At 36.1% G+C, this 19,469-nt stretch carries 14 protein-coding genes and 2 tRNA genes; 4 read left to right on the top strand and 12 right to left on the bottom strand.

The genetic code is table 11. The features are described 5' to 3' along the window. Positions 1-4: 4 nt before the first annotated feature. From A6A10_RS05370 to glgB, 12 genes are all read right to left on the bottom strand, one after another. Positions 5-1,375: a relaxase family protein gene (locus A6A10_RS05370; protein ID WP_121121237.1), complete on the bottom strand. Its 1,371-nt coding sequence runs from the start codon at positions 1,373-1,375 to the stop codon at positions 5-7. Then, entirely contained in the window at positions 1,350-1,703 is a 354-nt protein-coding gene (locus A6A10_RS09630) for a plasmid mobilization protein (RefSeq protein WP_229583594.1), read from the bottom strand. Before A6A10_RS09630 ends, A6A10_RS05370 begins: the two co-directional genes overlap by 26 nt. Before the next feature lie 267 nt (positions 1,704-1,970). Beyond that, positions 1,971-3,170, bottom strand: a complete 1,200-nt coding sequence (locus A6A10_RS05360) for a tyrosine-type recombinase/integrase (RefSeq protein ID WP_121121239.1) — start codon at positions 3,168-3,170, stop codon at positions 1,971-1,973. 203 nt (positions 3,171-3,373) lie between these two features. Further along, on the bottom strand, positions 3,374-4,945 hold the full coding sequence (gene guaA / locus A6A10_RS05355; RefSeq protein WP_121121241.1) for a glutamine-hydrolyzing GMP synthase: 1,572 nt from the start codon (positions 4,943-4,945) through the stop codon (positions 3,374-3,376). An 11-nt stretch (positions 4,946-4,956) separates the two neighbouring features. Continuing rightward, the gene (locus A6A10_RS05350; protein WP_121121243.1) at positions 4,957-5,274 is read right to left on the bottom strand and encodes a hypothetical protein; all 318 of its coding nucleotides are present in this window, start codon (positions 5,272-5,274) and stop codon (positions 4,957-4,959) included. A 27-nt stretch (positions 5,275-5,301) separates the two neighbouring features. Then, positions 5,302-5,919, bottom strand: coding sequence for a DUF1919 domain-containing protein (locus tag A6A10_RS05345; protein ID WP_121121245.1), 618 nt, complete (start codon positions 5,917-5,919; stop codon positions 5,302-5,304). Between the two features lie 41 nt (positions 5,920-5,960). Beyond that, positions 5,961-6,377 (bottom strand): hypothetical protein, encoded by a 417-nt coding sequence (locus A6A10_RS05340; RefSeq protein WP_121121247.1) that lies wholly within the window; start codon positions 6,375-6,377, stop codon positions 5,961-5,963. A 46-nt stretch (positions 6,378-6,423) separates the two neighbouring features. Then, positions 6,424-7,887, bottom strand: a complete 1,464-nt coding sequence (gene guaB, locus A6A10_RS05335; RefSeq protein WP_121121249.1) for an IMP dehydrogenase — start codon at positions 7,885-7,887, stop codon at positions 6,424-6,426. 154 nt (positions 7,888-8,041) lie between these two features. Further along, positions 8,042-9,475, bottom strand: coding sequence for a glycogen synthase GlgA (gene glgA, locus A6A10_RS05330; RefSeq protein WP_121121251.1), 1,434 nt, complete (start codon positions 9,473-9,475; stop codon positions 8,042-8,044). Between the two features lie 90 nt (positions 9,476-9,565). Then, entirely contained in the window at positions 9,566-10,843 is a 1,278-nt protein-coding gene (gene glgC, locus A6A10_RS05325) for a glucose-1-phosphate adenylyltransferase (RefSeq protein WP_121121252.1), read from the bottom strand. Between the two features lie 18 nt (positions 10,844-10,861). Then, complete coding sequence (gene glgX, locus A6A10_RS05320; RefSeq protein ID WP_121121254.1) at positions 10,862-12,859, bottom strand: glycogen debranching protein GlgX; 1,998 nt, start codon at positions 12,857-12,859, stop codon at positions 10,862-10,864. A gap of 13 nt (positions 12,860-12,872) precedes the next feature. Beyond that, a complete protein-coding gene (gene glgB / locus A6A10_RS05315; protein ID WP_121121256.1) occupies positions 12,873-15,077 on the bottom strand; it encodes a 1,4-alpha-glucan branching protein GlgB in 2,205 nt (734 codons plus the stop codon). A gap of 355 nt (positions 15,078-15,432) precedes the next feature. Here glgB and A6A10_RS05310 point away from each other — a divergent pair. From A6A10_RS05310 to A6A10_RS05295, 4 genes are all read left to right on the top strand, one after another. After that, positions 15,433-15,508 (top strand) — tRNA-Gly (locus A6A10_RS05310). Positions 15,509-15,517: 9 nt separating this feature from the next. Continuing rightward, positions 15,518-15,591: transfer RNA gene (locus tag A6A10_RS05305), tRNA-Cys, on the top strand. 100 nt (positions 15,592-15,691) lie between these two features. Beyond that, positions 15,692-17,023 carry an exodeoxyribonuclease VII large subunit gene (gene xseA, locus A6A10_RS05300; RefSeq protein ID WP_121121258.1) on the top strand — a complete coding sequence of 444 codons (1,332 nt, stop codon included), beginning with the start codon at positions 15,692-15,694 and terminating at the stop codon, positions 17,021-17,023. Between the two features lie 134 nt (positions 17,024-17,157). Then, a complete protein-coding gene (locus A6A10_RS05295; RefSeq protein ID WP_121121260.1) occupies positions 17,158-19,449 on the top strand; it encodes a DNA internalization-related competence protein ComEC/Rec2 in 2,292 nt (763 codons plus the stop codon). The last annotated feature ends 20 nt before the right edge of the window (positions 19,450-19,469 follow it).

Genomic DNA, 19,469 nt, shown 5'->3' with positions numbered 1-19,469 from the left:
TCTCCTATATAATGATCTTGAACGCTGGCTTTAGTTTTTGCTGTTTAATAGCTGATTTAATCGTAAGTTCTGATTCTGTAATTCGTTGTTGAGCTGTATTAATTGTTCGTTTTGATTGCGTAATTCTAAATTCAGTAATCTGAATTGATCGTTTTCTATCAATAATCTGTTCAAGTCGATCTCTAGTTGTGCTAAGTAATCGTTTAATGCATCGCTGAATTCGTTTTGCATGGGCAATTCCTAATCCTTGTAAATCTCTAAAATATAATTTCCATTTTGGCTTTGGAATATTCTCCCTTGTTCTTGTGGGATTTTTAATTGAATAATTCTCTCGTTCTCGAATAGGCTTAATTTCGAAAGATCTTTGAGTTGTAGTCGGTTGTACATCATTTCGTATTGTTGTAATTTCGCTTGAGTGGAATCTATTTTGTTGTTTAGATAAAGTAGTGTCACTATGAGTACAATCGGTAGAGCTAAGCAAACTATGCTGATAATCAAAAGAGGGCGAATTAACAAGCGATTCAATTTTTCGATATTTTTTCTGATTAAATTTAACTCGTCGTTGAAGTAATTGTTCAAATACTTTTTGTGCTTGTTTAACTCGTTCTCCAGTTCTTGATTGATATAGTGCTGTTTCTCGTTTAAATTCTTCTGCAAATTTGCCGTCAAACTCTCTATGTTCATATATTGCTCCTGAAAGACGGATATTTTTCTTCAATGCAGGGTGACTAATTGAAATGGATTTTTCTGTTGTTCTTTCAATCTTAAAGCCACTTTGTTCTAATAATTCGATAATATCTTCTCTAGATGAAATTTGTTGCTCAGTAATACCATTAGCGATAAGATTTGTTAAATCTTCTTTAATTTGTGACTGTTTCATATCTGAGCTAAATTCAAACTTGCAGAGTTGTTTTTTTCTAGGATCATGTGGATCACTTAGTTTATAGTGAGCATTTTGTAACTGAATCCAACTATCAAATAAATTTTTATCACTTTTGTGAAAATATGGTTGATAACGTTTACCAGAAATGAGTTCTACATTGGGTATAAAGAAATTAAGTTCCAACCTACCTTTATCACGATGCTCAATCCAACTGATATTAAATTGTTCATTATGAAGCCCAGCAAAAACCATATTTTCAAATTTTTCCATTAATTCTAATTTAGATTGATGAGGTAAATTATCTTCTTCAAAAGATAAACATCCTACGGTGTATTTATTAGCAAAAGTTAGACTTTGTGCTACTTCTAAAGAAAGTTCAGGATTACCTTTTAGAATAGTCGCAAGTTCACGATTTCTTTCCTTACCAAGTAAATAGTCAATACTTGCCTTTGCACTACCTTTACCTTTATTTTTGAAGATCTTTATCAGCATATTGTGCTTCTAGTAAGTTATCTAAATTTGAGCGAATAAGAGCTAATTCAGATAAAACTTTAATGATATCAATTCTATTTTGGATAGCATTTTGTACATTAATGTACTTAGCAATCTGATTGAGATTGCCATTTAATCTACCCAACCATGAGATTAAATTTTTATCTATTCTACAATGATGTTTACTAGAGGATTTTTCATTTAAGCAAGTTTCACGAATCCAAGTTGCAAGGTGAGGACGAGTTGAATTATGTAGTAGTTGAATATATTCTTCTTCCGTTACTCTAATAATTATCTGCTTAGTACGTTTATTTTGTTGTTCGATCATCGTATTTTCTCATGGTTTTAGTCATTATAGCCATCATAGCAATAAATTAAAATACATATAACATATTGATTTTTAAATTGAAATTAATTGAAATGGTTAGGGTTAATTAGAAAATAAAAATTTTTGTGAAGGGTTTTGAATAAGAGATGAATATTTCTTATTAGTAACTTATTGTTTTACTTATTGGATGAATAAGGTGAATATTTATTTAGAAAGTAAATTTTAAGATAAAATAAAAAAAACAAGGTGGGGATTACCCACCAATAATTATAAATCCTTTCCGCTAATCCAAGTATCGATCATATCAGCCCATTTTTGCATCATATCCTTACGTTGTTTAGCATATTCTGCTTTATTGTAAACAGCTCTAACTCCTTGTTGCTCATGAGCTAAAGATTTTTCAATCCAATCAGTATTAAATCCTTTTTCATTAAGTAAGGTTGAAGCAGTTCTTCGAAGATCATGAACTGTAAACGGATCAAATTCAATTCCCTTGTTATTCATTATAGATACGGTTTCATTTACAACTCTATTTAGGGAAGATAATGCAATAGGTTTTAAACGGCTAGTACGAGATGGAATAATAAATTCTGAATCTTCGCAATAGAGTTTAAATGCAGTCAAAATTTCTATAGCTTGAGTTGATAAATATACATTATGGGCTCTACGAGCTTTCATCCTTTCACTAGGTATAGTCCAAATATTACGAGTAAAATCAAATTCATTCCATTTAGCATTAACAAACTCACTTTTTCTTACCATAGTATATAGAATAAAAAGTACTCCTTTTCTTAGGGTAAAGTAACGTTCGGTTTTATTTAATTCTTTGAAAAATAAATGAATCTCTCTAGGTGTTAGAGTCCTTTCTCTAGGGCGAAAAGTTGCAATTGATGAATTAGAAATTTTCTCCGCTGGATTTATAAAATTATGACCTTTTCCAATAGCAAATTTGTATACTGCACTAAATAAATCACGAACAAAAATAGCAGTAGAGGGAGCTCCTCGCTCTTTTATTATTTGGCAATGATTACGTATTTCTTCGGTAGAAATTTCAGTCATCAATTTTTTTGCAAAATAAGGTGCAATTTCTCGCTGATAGGTAGCGTTTCGTAAATCTCTTGTACTTTCTGCAAAATTAGTTTCTTGGATATAGCGTATAGCAAAATCTTCAAAACGTTCAGCATTTTGAATAGCATTTTTTAATTTACGCTTTTCTCCAGCAGGGGAAATTCCTTTAGCAACTAATTTTCTTGCTTCAATTAATTTTTCACGAGCTTGTGATAGTGTTAAGCCATCTATCCCATATTTTCCGATAGATAATGTTTCCCTACGTCCATTGATACGATAATCATAGCGAAACATTATTGTTCCAGCTTTTGATATGGCAACATATAAGCCATCACGATCAGGAACTTTATAAAGCTTTTCTTTTGCTTTGAGCGATTTTATTTTGCTATCAGTAAGCATAATACGATTCTCCAATACCGTCATAATCTTGACGGTATTTTTGATCTTAATGGAATGGGTGTCAAACAATACCGTCCATAATACCGTCAGGAAATGGAACTAGGTAGAAAAGGGGAGAATAGCGTTGAAATAAATAAAGCCTTGATAATCAAGGCTTTTATGTTTGTTTGAAATGTTAAGAAATTATCTGAAACAGTGAGTTTTTATTCCCACTCAATCGTCGCAGGCGGCTTTCCGCTTACGTCATAAACCACTCTCGATATACCATCTACTTCATTGATAATACGATTTGAGATTTTACCGAGTAGGTCGTAAGGTAAATGCGCCCAGTGTGCAGTCATAAAGTCGATAGTTTCAACTGCACGGAGGGAAACAACCCAATCATATTTACGACCATCGCCCATTACGCCCACAGATTTTACTGGAAGGAATACGGTGAAGGCTTGGCTCACTTTATAGTACCAACCTGAGTTGTATAACTCTTCGATAAAGATTGCATCGGCTTTACGTAATAAATTGCAGTATTCTTTTTTGATTTCACCTAATACACGTACACCTAAGCCTGGACCAGGGAATGGGTGGCGGTTAAGCATTTCAGCCGGTAAGCCTAAGGCTAAACCAATTTTACGCACTTCGTCTTTGAATAGTTCGCGTAAAGGTTCAACTAAGCCAAGTTTCATATAATCAGGTAATCCACCTACGTTATGGTGCGATTTGATTACGTGCGCTTTACCTGTTTTACTTGCCGCTGATTCGATGACATCAGGGTAGATTGTACCTTGTGCTAACCATTTCACGCTTGTGAGTTTTTTCGATTCATCATCAAATACATCCACAAACACTTTACCAATGATTTTACGTTTCGCTTCAGGTTCATCTGTGCCTTTTAATGCATCAAGGAAACGATCTTCTGCGTTTACACGGATAATATTTAAACCGAATTTATCGCCAAACATTTCCATTACTTGATCGCCTTCGTTTAAACGTAATAGACCGTTATCAACAAATACACAGTGGAGTTTTTTACCGATGGCACGGTGTAAAAGTAGGGCAGTTACAGAAGAATCGACACCACCAGATAAGCCTAAAATCACTTCATCATCGCCGACTTGTGCTTTGATACGAGCAACCGCATCTTCGATAATGTTTTCTGCTGTCCAGTTGGTTTCACAACCACAAATATTGACCACAAAGTTGGTTAATAACGCTAAACCACTTTTCGTGTGGGTAACTTCTGGGTGGAATTGTACACCGTAGAAATGGCGACTTTCATCAGACATCGCAGCAATCGGGCAAGTTGGAGTAACGCCAGTTACTTGGAAATTTTCTGGTAAGCGAGTAACTTTATCACCGTGGCTCATCCACACATCTAATTTTGGTGTAGAAGCGGTGAGATCATCATTTAATTTTGCAAATAATGAATCATTTGACTTTAATTCAACGGCAGCATAGCCAAATTCACGGTGATTAGAGCTTTCAGTTAGACCACCTAATTGCATTGCCATTGTTTGCATTCCGTAGCAGATACCCAATACAGGTACATTTGCTTGGAATACGTATTCAGGCGCTCTCGGGCTATCATCTTCTGTGGTACTTTCTGGACCACCAGAAAGAATGATACCTGTTGGGTTAAATTCACGAATTTGTTCTTCGGTAACGTCCCAAGCCCAAAGTTCGCAGTAAACACCGATCTCACGTACACGACGTGCGATAAGTTGAGTATATTGTGAACCGAAGTCTAAAATTAAAATCTTGTGATTATGAATGTTGTTCATTGTTTTCTCTTCTATTGTTTGTTACCACATGCTCTAGTTTCTAAAGCTTGTAATCCATGATCTTTTATAAATAAAAATGCTGCTTCTCTGCACTCAGAGGCAAATAATTCACTAAATTGTTTAGTCGGTTTACCTGATGCCAATAGTGCTTCTTCTTCCTCTGAAATACGTTTTTCTTCGTGAATGATCCAATGATTTTTTTCTAGAGAACGCATTACACTTTCTTTTGATTGCCCTTCATAAATATCAGGTACTCCCGATGAAGACCAATCATTTGCACAGGCAAAAAGCATAAAAGTAGAAGATAACAGTAGTGTGAGTTTTTTCATTACCTCTCCATGTTAAATAAATAGAATCTATCGATTAAACCAATCTACAAAATCAAAGTGATCATAATATCGCTTACCACTTAATCCTGTGTATTCAAATAGATCTCCCACCATGCCATTTTGTTCAAATCCAGCAATATAAAATGCACTTTTTAATTCTGGATAATGTTGATGAGTGAAAACTATTTTATGGTTAAATGGAAGATTGTCGAATTCTATCAAATCTTGATAAGTGCAACCATCACGATCTGTCATCACAACGAATAAATTTTCTAAATTCATACGCTTAGTCCGAATTTCCCATTTCTGTTTAGCCTCTTGCTCTGAGTGATAGTGCATAAAATGAATAGTTAAATCATTTAATTTGGCGACAGGGTAACGTTTTTCTGTGGTGATGAATTGCAGAGATTGATGTTGATAATATTCAATATGTTTTAAATATTGGATAAAATCTTTTGCCGTTAAATATAAATTGATAAAAGGGGAGTTAAATTTTTGATTGAGATCATGTAATACAAATCCCCCAATACAATTGCTCGACAGTAAAGTTGGGTTTTGTGCTTTTAATCGTTTTCTATTTTGGGTATTGAGCCCTTGTCTTAGATAGCTATTAATCTTATCGGTGACTTGTTTTCGTGAAACCATGATAGATCCTTTGGAAAATAATATTGAAAACTGACCGCTTGTTAATTAAATACACAAATTGGCTTAGCCGTTGCTGAACGGGTATATTTCAAGTTGATACTAGGAATGATCTCATCATTAATAAATATTTGTTTTGCCCTTAACGTATTGCTAGTGAGACTGCTAATACTAAATTTAGCAAAGGGTGATTGGTTATCTTCTGAGAGATAAAAGTTTGTATTATTGATTTTAGTCAGAGAGTAGTTTTCGATAGCATTTAGTGTATAACTTTTGTCACTTTCGTTACAATTGTAATCATAAATATCAACAGTACCATTTTTATTAAATTTCACTGAACGATATAGATTATCGACAGGCGACATTGCCCAATATCCATCATATAGATTTGAGGATAGATTTGAAGATTGGCTGCAACTAGCAATAACTAGAGGAATTAAAATTAAAAGTATTGGTTTCATAAAAAAATTTTCCCCTAATAGTATTCACTCTTAGGGGAAATCCATATTAGCTCATACGATAGTTTGGCGCTTCTTTCGTGATAGTCACATCATGAACGTGACTTTCCTTGATACCTGCACCACTGATTTTTACAAATTGTGCTTTTGTACGAAGATCTTCGATTGTCGGACAACCTGTTAAACCCATACAAGAGCGTAAGCCACCCATTTGTTGATGGATGATTTCTTTTAAGAAACCTTTGTAAGGAATACGACCTTCAATACCTTCTGGTACTAATTTATCTGCAGCATTATCAGATTGGAAGTAACGGTCTGATGAGCCTTTAGACATTGCACCTAATGAGCCCATACCACGATAAGATTTAAATGCACGACCTTGGAATAGCTCAATTTCGCCAGGTGCTTCTTCTGTACCAGCAAACATTGATCCTACCATTACACAAGATGCACCAGCTGCTAATGCTTTAGCAATGTCACCAGAGTAACGAATACCACCATCGGCAATAACAGGTATACCTCGATCTTTTAATGCTTCTGCCGCATCAGAAATTGCGGTGATTTGTGGAACACCCACACCAGTAACGATACGCGTTGTACAAATTGAACCTGGTCCAATACCTACTTTAACTGCACTTGCGCCTGCATCAGCTAACGCAATAGCACCTTCTGCGGTAGCAATATTACCTGCAACAATTGGTAAGTTAGGGTATTTTGCACGTGTTTCACGTACACGTTGTAAAACACCTTCTGAATGTCCGTGTGAAGAGTCAATTAATAACACATCAACGCCTGCTTTTACTAAAGCCTCGATACGTTCTTCATTACCTGGACCAGCACCAACAGCCGCGCCAACACGTAAGCGACCAAATTCATCTTTACATGCGTTTGGTTTACTTTCTGCTTTTTTGTAGTCTTTAAGGGTAATCATACCTTTTAATTTGAAATCGTCATCGATAACAAGTACTTTTTCAACACGATTTTCATGCATTAAGCGGAAGATTTCATCACGTTCAGCACCTTCTTTAACAGTGACTAGACGTGATTTTGGGGTCATAAATTCAGACACTGTTTTATTCATATCAGAGATAAAACGGGTATCACGTCCTGTTATGATACCGACTAGATTATTTTCCTCATCAACAACAGGGTAGCCAGCAAAACCATTTTTTGTGACTAATTGAGACAGTTCTTTTAGTGTTAGGTTTGGTGACACTGTAACGGGTTCTGAAACAATCCCACTTTCAAATTTTTTCACTTTACGCACACGATCTGCTTGGCGTTCAATGGTCATATTTTTGTGAATAAAACCAATGCCACCTTCTTGAGCTAAAGAAATAGCCAGTTTTGTTTCTGTAACTGTATCCATCGCCGCTGAAAGCATTGGGATATTTAAACGGATTTCTTTGGTAAGTTGGGTTGAAAGATTGGCTGTATTTGGTAGCACAGTAGAATGTGCAGGGAGAAGAAGTACATCATCAAATGTAAGTGCTTCTTTGACTACTCGTAACATTGCAATAGTTCCTTAGTTAAAATTTAAAATATAAAGCTGGAAAAATTGCGAGGGGATTATACAGAGTGTTACTAGATTTGTAAATTTACAAGCGGTGAGTTTTAGATGTTTTTTGATAAATTTTTCTAAAACTGACCGCTTATTACGATATTATTTATACAATTTTATGGTAGAGCTCTTGGTACTGCTTAGCGATTTTTGCCCATCCAAAATCTTGGGCTAAGGCATTCTGACGAATACTTGACCAAAGTTTTTGTTTCTTCCATAGCTTGATGGCTTTTAAGATTGCATCTAAGAAATCTTCAGGATTGGGCTCTTTAAAAACAAAACCTGTTGCAGTACGGTTTTCTATTGATTCCTTATTGCTATTATTGACTGTATCAGCGAGTCCACCTGTTTTTCGTACAAGAGGAAGTGTGCCGTATTTTAAGCCATAAAGTTGAGTTAAACCACATGGTTCAAATCGGCTAGGAACTAAAATTACATCTCCACCCGCAATAATTTGGTGTGATAAGGCTTCATCATAACCAATTTTAACCCCGATTTGATTTGGATATTTTTCTTGAGCATTTCTCAATGCTTGTTCTAAATCAGGCGAGCCACTTCCTAGTACAATTAATTGCACAGGGTATTGCATGATGGTATCAATATTTGCAAGCAAGAAATCAGCTCCTTTTTGTTCTGTCAATCGTGTGACCATAACTAAAAGTAGAGACTCTTTTTCTTCAGGTAAATTAAAGTAACGTTGTAATTCAGCCTTATTTTTTGCTTTCCCTTGCATGTAGCCTGAGTGGTAATTTGCAATAATATTTTTATCTGTTTCAGGATTCCAAACATCCCCATCTACGCCATTTAAAATGCCTTGTAAGCTACCTTCTGCTTGGCGTGTTTGTAATAATCCATGCAACCCACCACCAGCAATTTCTTCCGTAATTTCTTGAGCATAGGTTGGGCTTACTGTTGTGACTTTATCAGCATAATATAAACCCGCTTTTAAATAAGAGATTTCGCCGTAAAATTCGAGACCTTCTGTATTGAAGAAAGACCAAGGTAGTGCAATTTCACTGAGGTGATGAGCTTGGAAACGACCTGAATAAGCAATATTGTGAATAGTAAAAACACTTTTAACAGGGCTATTCCAGCTTTTTAAATAGGCACAAGCTAGTCCAGCTTGCCAGTCATGAGCATGTAGAACATCAGCTCGTCCCCACCAATTATCAAGGCCTTCGGAAAGTTGAGCGCCTAGATAGCTCAGTAACGCAAAACGTTTATAGTTATCCATATAGTCATGATAATTTTCATCATAGTAGGGTAATGGACGGTTAAATAACTCAGGTGCATCAATAACATAAACACCTAATCCATTAAAATACGCGAATCTCAATGTGACAACGCCAGCAAATGTACCCAATGTGACAACTTCAGAGGTTTCTCCTAGCTTTTCTGCAACCTGAGGATAGTAGGGGAGAAGCACTCGTACATCATTACCTTCAGCTTGTTGTGCATAAGGTAATGCCCCAATGACGTCAGCAAGTCCACCTGTTTTGATAAGCGGATACATTTCTGAGCAAACATGTAAAATTTTCATTTAGATTAACCTGTTTGATATATCGAAAAACATAGGGGCGTAACGTAATATACATAATGCCGTTACGCCCTAAAATTACCTAAGGAGAATTTATTTTGCTAATTTATCTAACATTTTTTGACAAACTAGTACAATACCGCCTTTACTAATGCGGAAGTATTTCGCATCATCTTCTGGATTGACTCCAATTTGTAATCCATCAGGAATTTCACAGTGACGATCAATTACCGCACGTTTAATGACACAATTTTTCCCGATAGTGACTTGTGGCAAGATAACAGATTCTGAAACAACACTATCTTCGCCAACCTTAACTTCATGGAATAAAACAGAATTACTAATTTCAGCATCAGTGATTACACAACCACCCGCAATTAAAGAGTTATCTAATGTTCTGGTACGCTCTTTTTTATAGAAGAATCTTGCAGGTGCAGTTTGTTGTGGACGTCCGTGAATTGGCCATGATTTATCATAAAGATCTAATTGTGGTTTTTCACTGACTAAATCCATATGTGCAGACCAATAGCTATCAATAGTACCGACGTCTCGCCAGTAAATAGTACCTGTTGCATTGCGACCTTCACTAGAACGTTCAAATGGGTGTGCATAGATCACACCTTGTTCTACCGCTTTAGGAATAATATCTTTACCAAAATCGTGAGTCGTATTTGGATTACTGACTTCTTTATCTAACATTTCATATAAGTAATCTGCATCAAATACATAGATTCCCATGGATGCAAGTGATGAATTTGGTTTATCAGGCATTGCAGGAGGATCGGCAGGTTTTTCTACGAAAGCTTTCACTTGTAGTTTTTCATTCACAGCCATTACACCAAATTCGCTAGCTTGACTACGAGGCACTTCAATACAACCTACGGTACATTTAGCTCCAGAATCAACGTGATCTTCTAGCATTCTGTTGTAGTTCATTTTATAAATATGGTCGCCCGCAAGAATAATGACATATTTTGGACGATAGTGTCTCTTCATTATTTCCATATTTTGATAAACCGCATCAGCCGTTCCACGATACCATGTTGTCTCATCAATTTGTTGGCGGGCAGGTAACATATCAATGTATTGATTACGTTCATAAGGTAAGAATGACCAACCACGTTGTAAATGACGAAGTAGTGAATGGGCTGCGTACTGCGTAATAACGCCTACTTTCAGGAGATTTGAGTTAATACAGTTTGATAGTGCGAAATCAATAATACGGCGACTACCACCAAAATATACAGCTGGTTTTGCACGTGTATCTGTTAGTTCATATAAACGAGATCCTCTTCCTCCAGCTAAAATCAACACGAGAGTTTGTGAGGTTAAATTACGTTTATTATCTGTATATGTTTCTTGTGTTAGCATAATTGTCTCCAAATTGAATTAGTAAATGACATTCCTTTGAAGTACGCATACTCCCATATTTGAGAAAGTAACTGCTGGCGTATCAGTCATCAGAGTAATATTTTCTGTACCTAACAGAACGCTCCATTTTCCTTCAGGTAGTAAAAATGCTGTGGATGCTCGATTTACGTTAATTAAAATTAGCCAATCCTTATCGAGCAATATTTGTAAACCTTTATTATCAGGGTTATGCCAATCATCTGATTGGATCAAAGTAGAATCTGCTTTTAACCATTGAACAGAGTCTGAACCCCACCACTTATCTTGATTAGATAGTGATGGAATTTGCTTTCTTATTTTGATTAATTGTGTTGTAAATTGAATTAAATCTTGATCAGCTTTCTGCCAATTAATCCATGTTATTTCATTATCTTGACAATAACTATTGTTATTGCCTTTTTGGCTATGACCTAATTCATCGCCTGCGAGAATCATTGGGATACCATGTGATAAAAGTAAGGTAGTCAGTAATATTTTTTTACTTTGTATTCTTGCCTTAATAATATCGGGATCAGAGCTTTCACCTTCTACACCATGGTTATAGCTGATATTATCATTATGACCATCTCGATTTTCTTCGCCATTGTCCCAATTATGCTTTTCGTTATAACTGACTAGATCATGTAGCGTAAATCCATCGTGCGCAGTAATAAAATTGATGTTATTTAACGGTAAACGATTGTGAGCAAAGATATCATCGCTACCTGCAAATCTGCGAACAAATGTGCCTAAGTCACCGCTTGTAGCTAAGATAAAACGACGCATATCATCACGATATTGTCCATTCCACTCTGCAAAAGGTTTTGGAAATGCGCCCAGTTGATAGCCACCTAAACCAATATCCCAAGGCTCTGCAATGAGTTTCACATTAGAGAGCTCAGCATTACTGGTAATTGCTGTGAAAAATGCGGCTTTGTCAGAAAAACTCGGCGTTCTGCCTAAAATAGGCGCTAAATCAAAACGAAAACCATCAACGTGGCATTCTTTTACCCAGTAAGTGAGACAATCAATAACCCAACGTAATACCATTGGATCATCATTGATGTTGACACTATGCCCACACCCAGTCCAGTTGTAGTAATCTTTATTTTCATTTAGCCAGTAATATGCTTGGTTATCTATTCCTCGTTGGCAAAGAGTAGGTCCGCCTATACCCGCTTCAGCTGTATGGTTAAATACAATATCTAATATCACTTCAATACCTGCTTTATGTAGACTTTTAACCATATTTTTAAATTCAGCAAGTGGGTTCGTTTTATCACTCGCTAAGGTTGGATCTATCGCAAAATGTCCTAAAGTATTATATCCCCAGTAATTAGACAGTCCTAATTTTTGTAAATGAGGCTCATCTACATGGTGGGCAACAGGTAGAAGTTCAACAGCCGTAATCCCTAAATTTTTCAAATATTCAATGGATGATTTATGGGCTAAACCCGCGAAAGTACCTACAATATTTTCAGGAATATTAGGATTTTTTTTGCTAAATCCCTTGACGTGGGCTTCATAGATAATTGTATCAGACCATGTTACTTGAGGAGATTGGTCATTTTCCCAATCAAAAGCGCGATTAGTTACAATTGATTTAGGGGCTAACAGTGCATTATCTCTATCATCATCCCATGAAAACCAAATATCTCCCTCTTTAGTGGATAGATCGGGCATGCCTTCAATAGTATAAGAATAAGGATCAATCAATAATTTTTGTGTATTGAATAAATTCCCTTGAGATATATCGCTTATTCCATCAACTCTGAATCCGTAACGAATGCCCTCTTCTAAATCTGTTACAAAAATATGCCAAATATCATTATTTTTATCATGTAACATTGGAATACGAATTTCTTTATCATCAATAAACAAACAAAGATCGACAGCTGTTGCACGACGAGAAAAGAGTGAAAAATTAACCCCTTTTTTGCCATTAAATTCTGTGATTAAGCTTCCTAAAGGAAATGATCGTCCTGAAAAATACTGCATGATACTACCTAGTTTATTCCTTAATAATAAATATAGTTGAAAGTGGTGGTAATGTTAAATTAAGTGAATAAGGCTTATTGTGTGAAGGTATTTCATCACAGTTAATATAGCCAAAATTTCCTACATTACTTCCCATGTAATACATAGAATCTGAGTTAAGAATCTCTTTGTATTGCCCTTGTCGGTGTACGCCAATTCGATAATTTTCACGAGGATTAGGCGTAAAATTACTGACGACAATGATGCTTTGCCCATTTTTTGCTTTTCTTTCAAAAGCAAATATAGATTGATCAGCATCATCTACCACTAGCCATTCAAATCCTTCTGGTGAATAATCTAATTCGTAAAGAGCTGGATTTTGTGTATATAGGCGGTTAAGATCTTTTATCCAACTGAGCATTCCTTTGTGTCCGTTACTCTCGTTATCATCAGAAAGTAAGAACCAATCAAGACTTTCTTCATAATTCCATTCTCTGCGTTGAGCAAATTCATTGCCCATAAAGAGTAGTTTCTTACCTGGATAAGCCCACATATAACCATAGTAAGCTCGTAAATTAGCAAATTTTTGCCAATCATCTCCAGGCATTTTTTCGATAAGTGAACCTTTACCATGAACGACTTCATCGTGAGAGAGTGGTAACATAAATTTTTCGCTGTATTGGTAAACCATACCGAAGGTCATCAAATTATGATGATATTTTCTATAAATTGGATCAGTTCTCATATATCGAAGGGTGTCATTCATCCAACCCATATTCCATTTATAGTCAAAGGCGAGACCATGATGTTCTACAGGATGAGTAACACCGGGGAAAGAGGTAGATTCTTCTGCAATAGTGATACTACCCATTCCTTCTTTTTTGAGCATGGTATTAGTTTTGCGTAAAAACTCTAAGGCCTCTAAATTTTCTCTACCACCATATTGATTTGGGATCCATTGACCTTCTGCGCGTGAATAATCACGATAAATCATTGAAGCAACCGCATCGACACGTAAAGCATCAATACCAAAGCGTTCAACCCAATAGAGCGCATTACCTGATAGGTAGTTATGCACTTCATTTCGCCCATAATTGAAAATTAAGGTATTCCAATCTTGGTGATATCCCTCTTTAGGATCAGCATGTTCATACAAATGAGTACCATCAAAATAACCTAAACCATGTTCATCCGTTGGGAAATGGCCGACAACCCAATCTAAAATTACATTGATGCCTGCTTCATGGGCTTTACTGATCAAGAAACGTAAGTCGTCAGGCGAACCAAAACGACTTGTTGGCGCATAAATCCCTGTTGGTTGATAGCCCCAAGAACCATCAAATGGGAATTCTGAAATAGGTAATAATTCAATGTGGGTGAATCCCATATCTTTTACATAAGGAATCAATTCATCTGCAATTTCTTGGTAATTAAGCCAATAGTTGTTTTCTAAATTACGGCGCCAAGATCCTAAATGGACTTCATAAATTGAAATGGGTTGGTCTGGTGCATTGGCTTTACGTCTTGTTTCATCAGGTTCAACAATAGCTGGTAAACCAGAGGCAACGGAGGCAGTATCTGGACGGAATTGCGCAGAAAACGCATAAGGATCTGATTTTAAACGTAATTGTCCGTTATTATCTAAAATCTCAAATTTATACAACGTATTTTTATGTGCATTTGGAATAAAAATATCCCAAATTCCCGTATTAGGATGAAATCTCATTGGATGACGTCTGCCATCCCAAAAATTAAAATCACCTACAACAGAAACACGTTTAGCATTCGGAGCCCAAAGGGTAAAATGAATACCTCCCACCTCATTTTGAGTAACTAGATGTGCCCCTAATTTTTCGTAAGGGCGAATATGTGTGCCTTCTGAGATTAACCAACTATCAAAATCGGTGATATGAGATTGAAAACGATAAGGATCTTCAATATCAATAGTTGTATGAGCATATTCAACTAATAAGCGGTAAGATAAATCCGTTTTTTTTCCAATTAATTCAGTAACAAAGACAGAACGTTCATCAATTTTTTCCATTTTTTTTATAGGATGAGCATTCTGATCAATTACAGTAACGGATATTGCTTCGGGTAAATAGCTTCTAATGATAACTCCAGTGTCAGTAGAGTGAATACCTAAGTAAGCAAAGGGATCTCGACAAGTTCCTGAATTAAGTTGTTCAATAAAGAGGGAGTCTTGATTAGACAGGGATAGTTTTTTTGAATCTTTCATTTGCTCTCCTTAACTGCATAGCATTGAAAGGAAGACTATTATCTGAACAAGAATCTATCAGAAATCCTTTTGTAATACAAATTTAAAATTAAAATATTTGACATTGATCACAAAGTAAAAATTCCAATATAATCAATGAATTAATTATATTTTTAATCATTGTATCATTAAAATTTTTTTAGAAGATGAATTTTTGTAAAGTTATGTCAGTACTAAGATGGCTTTTAAATTTCTATGGTCTAGTAATACATAATGCGATCTTTTTTTAGTCATTCAAACAGTTAGCCTCAAATTATCGTTTGACAGACGCAGTAATTTTCGTAAAATGCACACCGTTCAAAACAACATATCATTTGCGGGAATAGCTCAGTTGGTAGAGCACGACCTTGCCAAGGTCGGGGTCGCGAGTTCGAGCCTCGTTTCCCGCTCCATTTTTTTATGGCGTGTTAGCAAAGCGGTTATGCACTGGATTGCAAATCCATGTAGCTCGGTTCGACTCCGGGACACGCCTCCATTTAATGCTTCACAAAAAATCTTGGATTATCATAGTATCCACGAGTAAACTACTCTTATTTAGTAAATTTTTATATCTAATTTCTCCTCTTTTAGACACTATGCAAAATAATATTTTAACCATTACACAATTAAATTATTCCGTAAAACAACTATTAGAATCTCAATTAGGCTATGTATGGCTTGTTGGGGAAATTTCCAATTTTAGCCAACCCATTTCAGGACATTGGTATCTAACTCTTAAAGATGAGCAGTCTCAAGTACGTTGTGCGATGTTCCGAATGAAAAATCAACGTGTGAATTTTAAACCACAAAATGGTATGCAAGTCTTAGTGAGAGCAAATGTGAGCCTATATGAGCCGAGAGGGGATTATCAGGTTATTATTGAATCGATGCAGCCTGCAGGAGATGGGCTTCTTCAACAACAATTTGAACAGCTTAAAATGAAATTGGCTGGTGAAGGACTATTTTCTCACGATCATAAAAAGCCAATTCCTCCGCATATTAAAACTGTCGGTGTTGTGACATCACAAAGTGGTGCAGCATTGCAAGATATTTTGAATATTCTTAAACGTCGAGATCCTAGTTTACAAGTAATCATTTATCCCACTTTAGTGCAAGGAAAAGATGCGGCTCAAGATATTACTCAAATGATTAATTTGGCGAATTTAAGAAAAGAGTGCGATGTGTTAATTGTCGGGCGAGGTGGCGGATCCCTTGAGGATTTATGGTGTTTTAATGAGGAAATTGTTGCGAGAGCAATATATGAATCCACTTTACCGATAATCAGTGCAGTCGGACACGAAACGGATGTTACCATTGCAGATTTTGTGGCAGATTTAAGGGCTCCAACCCCTTCAGCTGCTGCTGAATTAGTCAGCAGAGATAGACAAGAGTTGGTGCGACAGCTACAAAATCAATTTGATCGTGTCAATTTAGCTTTTGATCGCTTATGGTCAGTAAAAACTAAGCATTTTACTTACCTCAAAACACGCTTAGCGGCACAACATCCGCAACGTCATTTATCCAGACAAAAACAGCAAATCGAAGCCTTGAACCAACGTATTATTCAACAAATGCAACAGGTGTTCGTCCGTAAGGAAAATCAATGGAAAATGATGCAACACCGAGTAAACAAAAATCCATTGCCACATAAAATTAGCCAAAAGCAGTATGATATTGTGAAATTACAGCAAAAATTAAATTATCTGATGGATAAAAAACTGGTACATAATCAACGTGAATTTCAACAACTCTGTATTCAATTAGAAAGTTTAAGTCCGCTAAAAGTCTTTTCACGAGGTTACTCCATGACACAAGATCAGTCAGGAAAAGCTCTTGTTTCTACTCAAGGTTTGAAAGTTGATGATGTGATTTCTACACGTTTGGCGGACGGTCAGATAACCAGTAAGATCCTATCTGTTGAAAATTAAACAATAAGATATAGATACAGGAATGGTGGAATAAGGCAGATCATTAATGATCTGCCTTTTCTTTTGCGATGCTTATCGAAAAAACAATGCGGTAATCTACCTATCTTTTAAGCTAGATTTATACTAAGCCAACTATGAATAGCTCAAAAATGAATTTAGATCGATTTTGTTACTTTTTCTGCCTGGCATCGCTACCCATTATCTTTTTACCGAGTGAATATTTATATTTAGGAATAGTGTGGGGAGTAACTTGTGGTTTATGGGGATTCATTCGGCAGGATAAAGCCTATATTGGTTTAGGTATTGCTATTATTGCGGTCTATATTCAGATTTTTTTGGCTTTTCAAACGGCAAATAGCGTGCAGGTTAGGAAGTCTAATGAAGAAATTTACGTTTCAAGAATATTAAAGCAACAAGATTATCAAACAGCAATTATTACTCATCAAGATGGAAAGAAAAGCTATGCAAAATGGCAAACTAAAGAACCTTTGGTATTGGGCGGAGTTTACCAAGCGAGGCTCATTATTAGACCTATTTCATCTCGGTTAAATTTAGGTAATTTTGATAAACAGCGTTGGTATTTTTCACTCGGTATCCAACAAGTAGTAACCATTAAACAAGCTGAGAAAATTAGGGTAGAGCAAACCTTTCGTGATTATTGGTTGGATAATGTTAAAGGGCAATTATCATCCGCCAAAATGCAAGGGATTTTACTGGCGATTTCCTTTGGGGAGCGAGCTTGGTTAGATGCTCAACATTGGCGGACTTTTCAACAAACCGGGACCGCTCATCTAATAGCAATTTCTGGATTACATATTGCGTTAGTGATGGGATTCGGCTTTTTTCTCACTCGAGCAATTTATTGGCTTGGACTTAGAGTGGGTGTATTACAAGCGGTAAGATCATCTTACTATATTGCAATTTTAATTGGTGTATTCTTTGCGTTTATATACAGTTTCTTAGCAGGCTTTTCTGCCCCAACAGTAAGGGCTTTGGTTGCGATTATCTTTGTTGTAGTCTGGCGATATTATCGAAGGCATTATACGCCGTGGCAATATTGGTGGCGGTGCGTGAGCTTGTTAATCTTACTTAATCCGCTCTCATTGATTTCAGACAGCTTTTGGCTTTCAATCCTCGCAGTGTTGGGATTGATTATTTGGTATCAATTTTTTCCACTACAGAGTTGGTGGTGGGTTGCTTATGACAAAATTAAATTACCTATCTTAAGATGGATTATTGCCTTATTTCATTTGCAGATTGGGATTTTGTTAGTGTTTACGCCAATTCAAATTTTCTTTTTTCAAGGTGTTTCAGCAACTGCATTTCTTGCTAATATCCTTACAGTTCCGATCTATTCATTTCTGATTATGCCGATAATGCTATTCAGCTTGGTGACCGATAATCTTTTGCATAGTTGGGTTATTGCAGACAGTTTGATTAGCTGGAATATGCAGATATTAGAAGGCTTATCATTTGCTTGGCAAGATCTCAGCTATCAACAACAGTGGTTTATCTTTAGCATTGATATGGCGTTATTATTTGCCCTTTTCGGTGTACAAAATTTTTTGCAAAAGTGGCTTTGGATGTCACCGCTTGTGGCAGTGAGTTTATCTTCTTTATGGTTTATTCCAGCCATTGTTTCCCCATTTCCAAAGGTAAAATGGATTAATTTTGATGTGGGGCAAGGGTTAGCGATGGCATTGATTTATAAAGAGGATCATCAATCAAAGGCGATTGTTTATGATACAGGGGCAAAGTGGCGGGGTGGTTCTATGGCTAAGTTAGAAATGTTACCTTACTTTATTCGGAATGGTATTGACGTTGAGGCGATTTTTATTAGTCATCAGGACAATGATCACGCAGGCGGTGTGAATGATTTAATGGAACACTATCCCAATGCGAAATTAATTGTGTCTGATGAATATCCCGATTTTCGACAAAACTTAGATTATTGTTTAGCGGATAAACAGTGGCAATTTGGCAATATTGAGTTTAAGGCAATATATCCCACCAGAATTGTGCAACGAGCGAAAAATCAAGATTCTTGTGTTTTGATGGTCAATGTTGGCTCTGAAAAGATATTACTCACGGGCGATATCGGTATTCAGCAAGAGCGGTTATTTTCTTCTCAATTAGAGCAAGCTACATTTTTACAGGTGGGACATCATGGCAGTAAAACCAACACAAGTAATACCTTATTGGCTAAGATTAAACCTCAATTTGCATTTATTTCAGCGGGGCGGTGGAATTCTTGGGGATTACCTAATAAGCAAGTTGTACGGCGATTAATAGATCAAGATGTTACGATCTTTAATACAGCAAAAGAAGGGATGAGTAGTGTTTCTTTTTACGAGAATAAATATAGGATAAATACTGCAAGAAATGAATGGAGTCCTTGGTATCAGGAATATTTAGGTACGCCATAGTCTATTTTACTATGGCGTAT

The organism is Otariodibacter oris, from assembly GCF_009684715.1.
GTDB lineage: Bacteria > Pseudomonadota > Gammaproteobacteria > Enterobacterales > Pasteurellaceae > Otariodibacter > Otariodibacter oris.
This window is presented reverse-complemented; position numbering and strand designations above follow the sequence as displayed.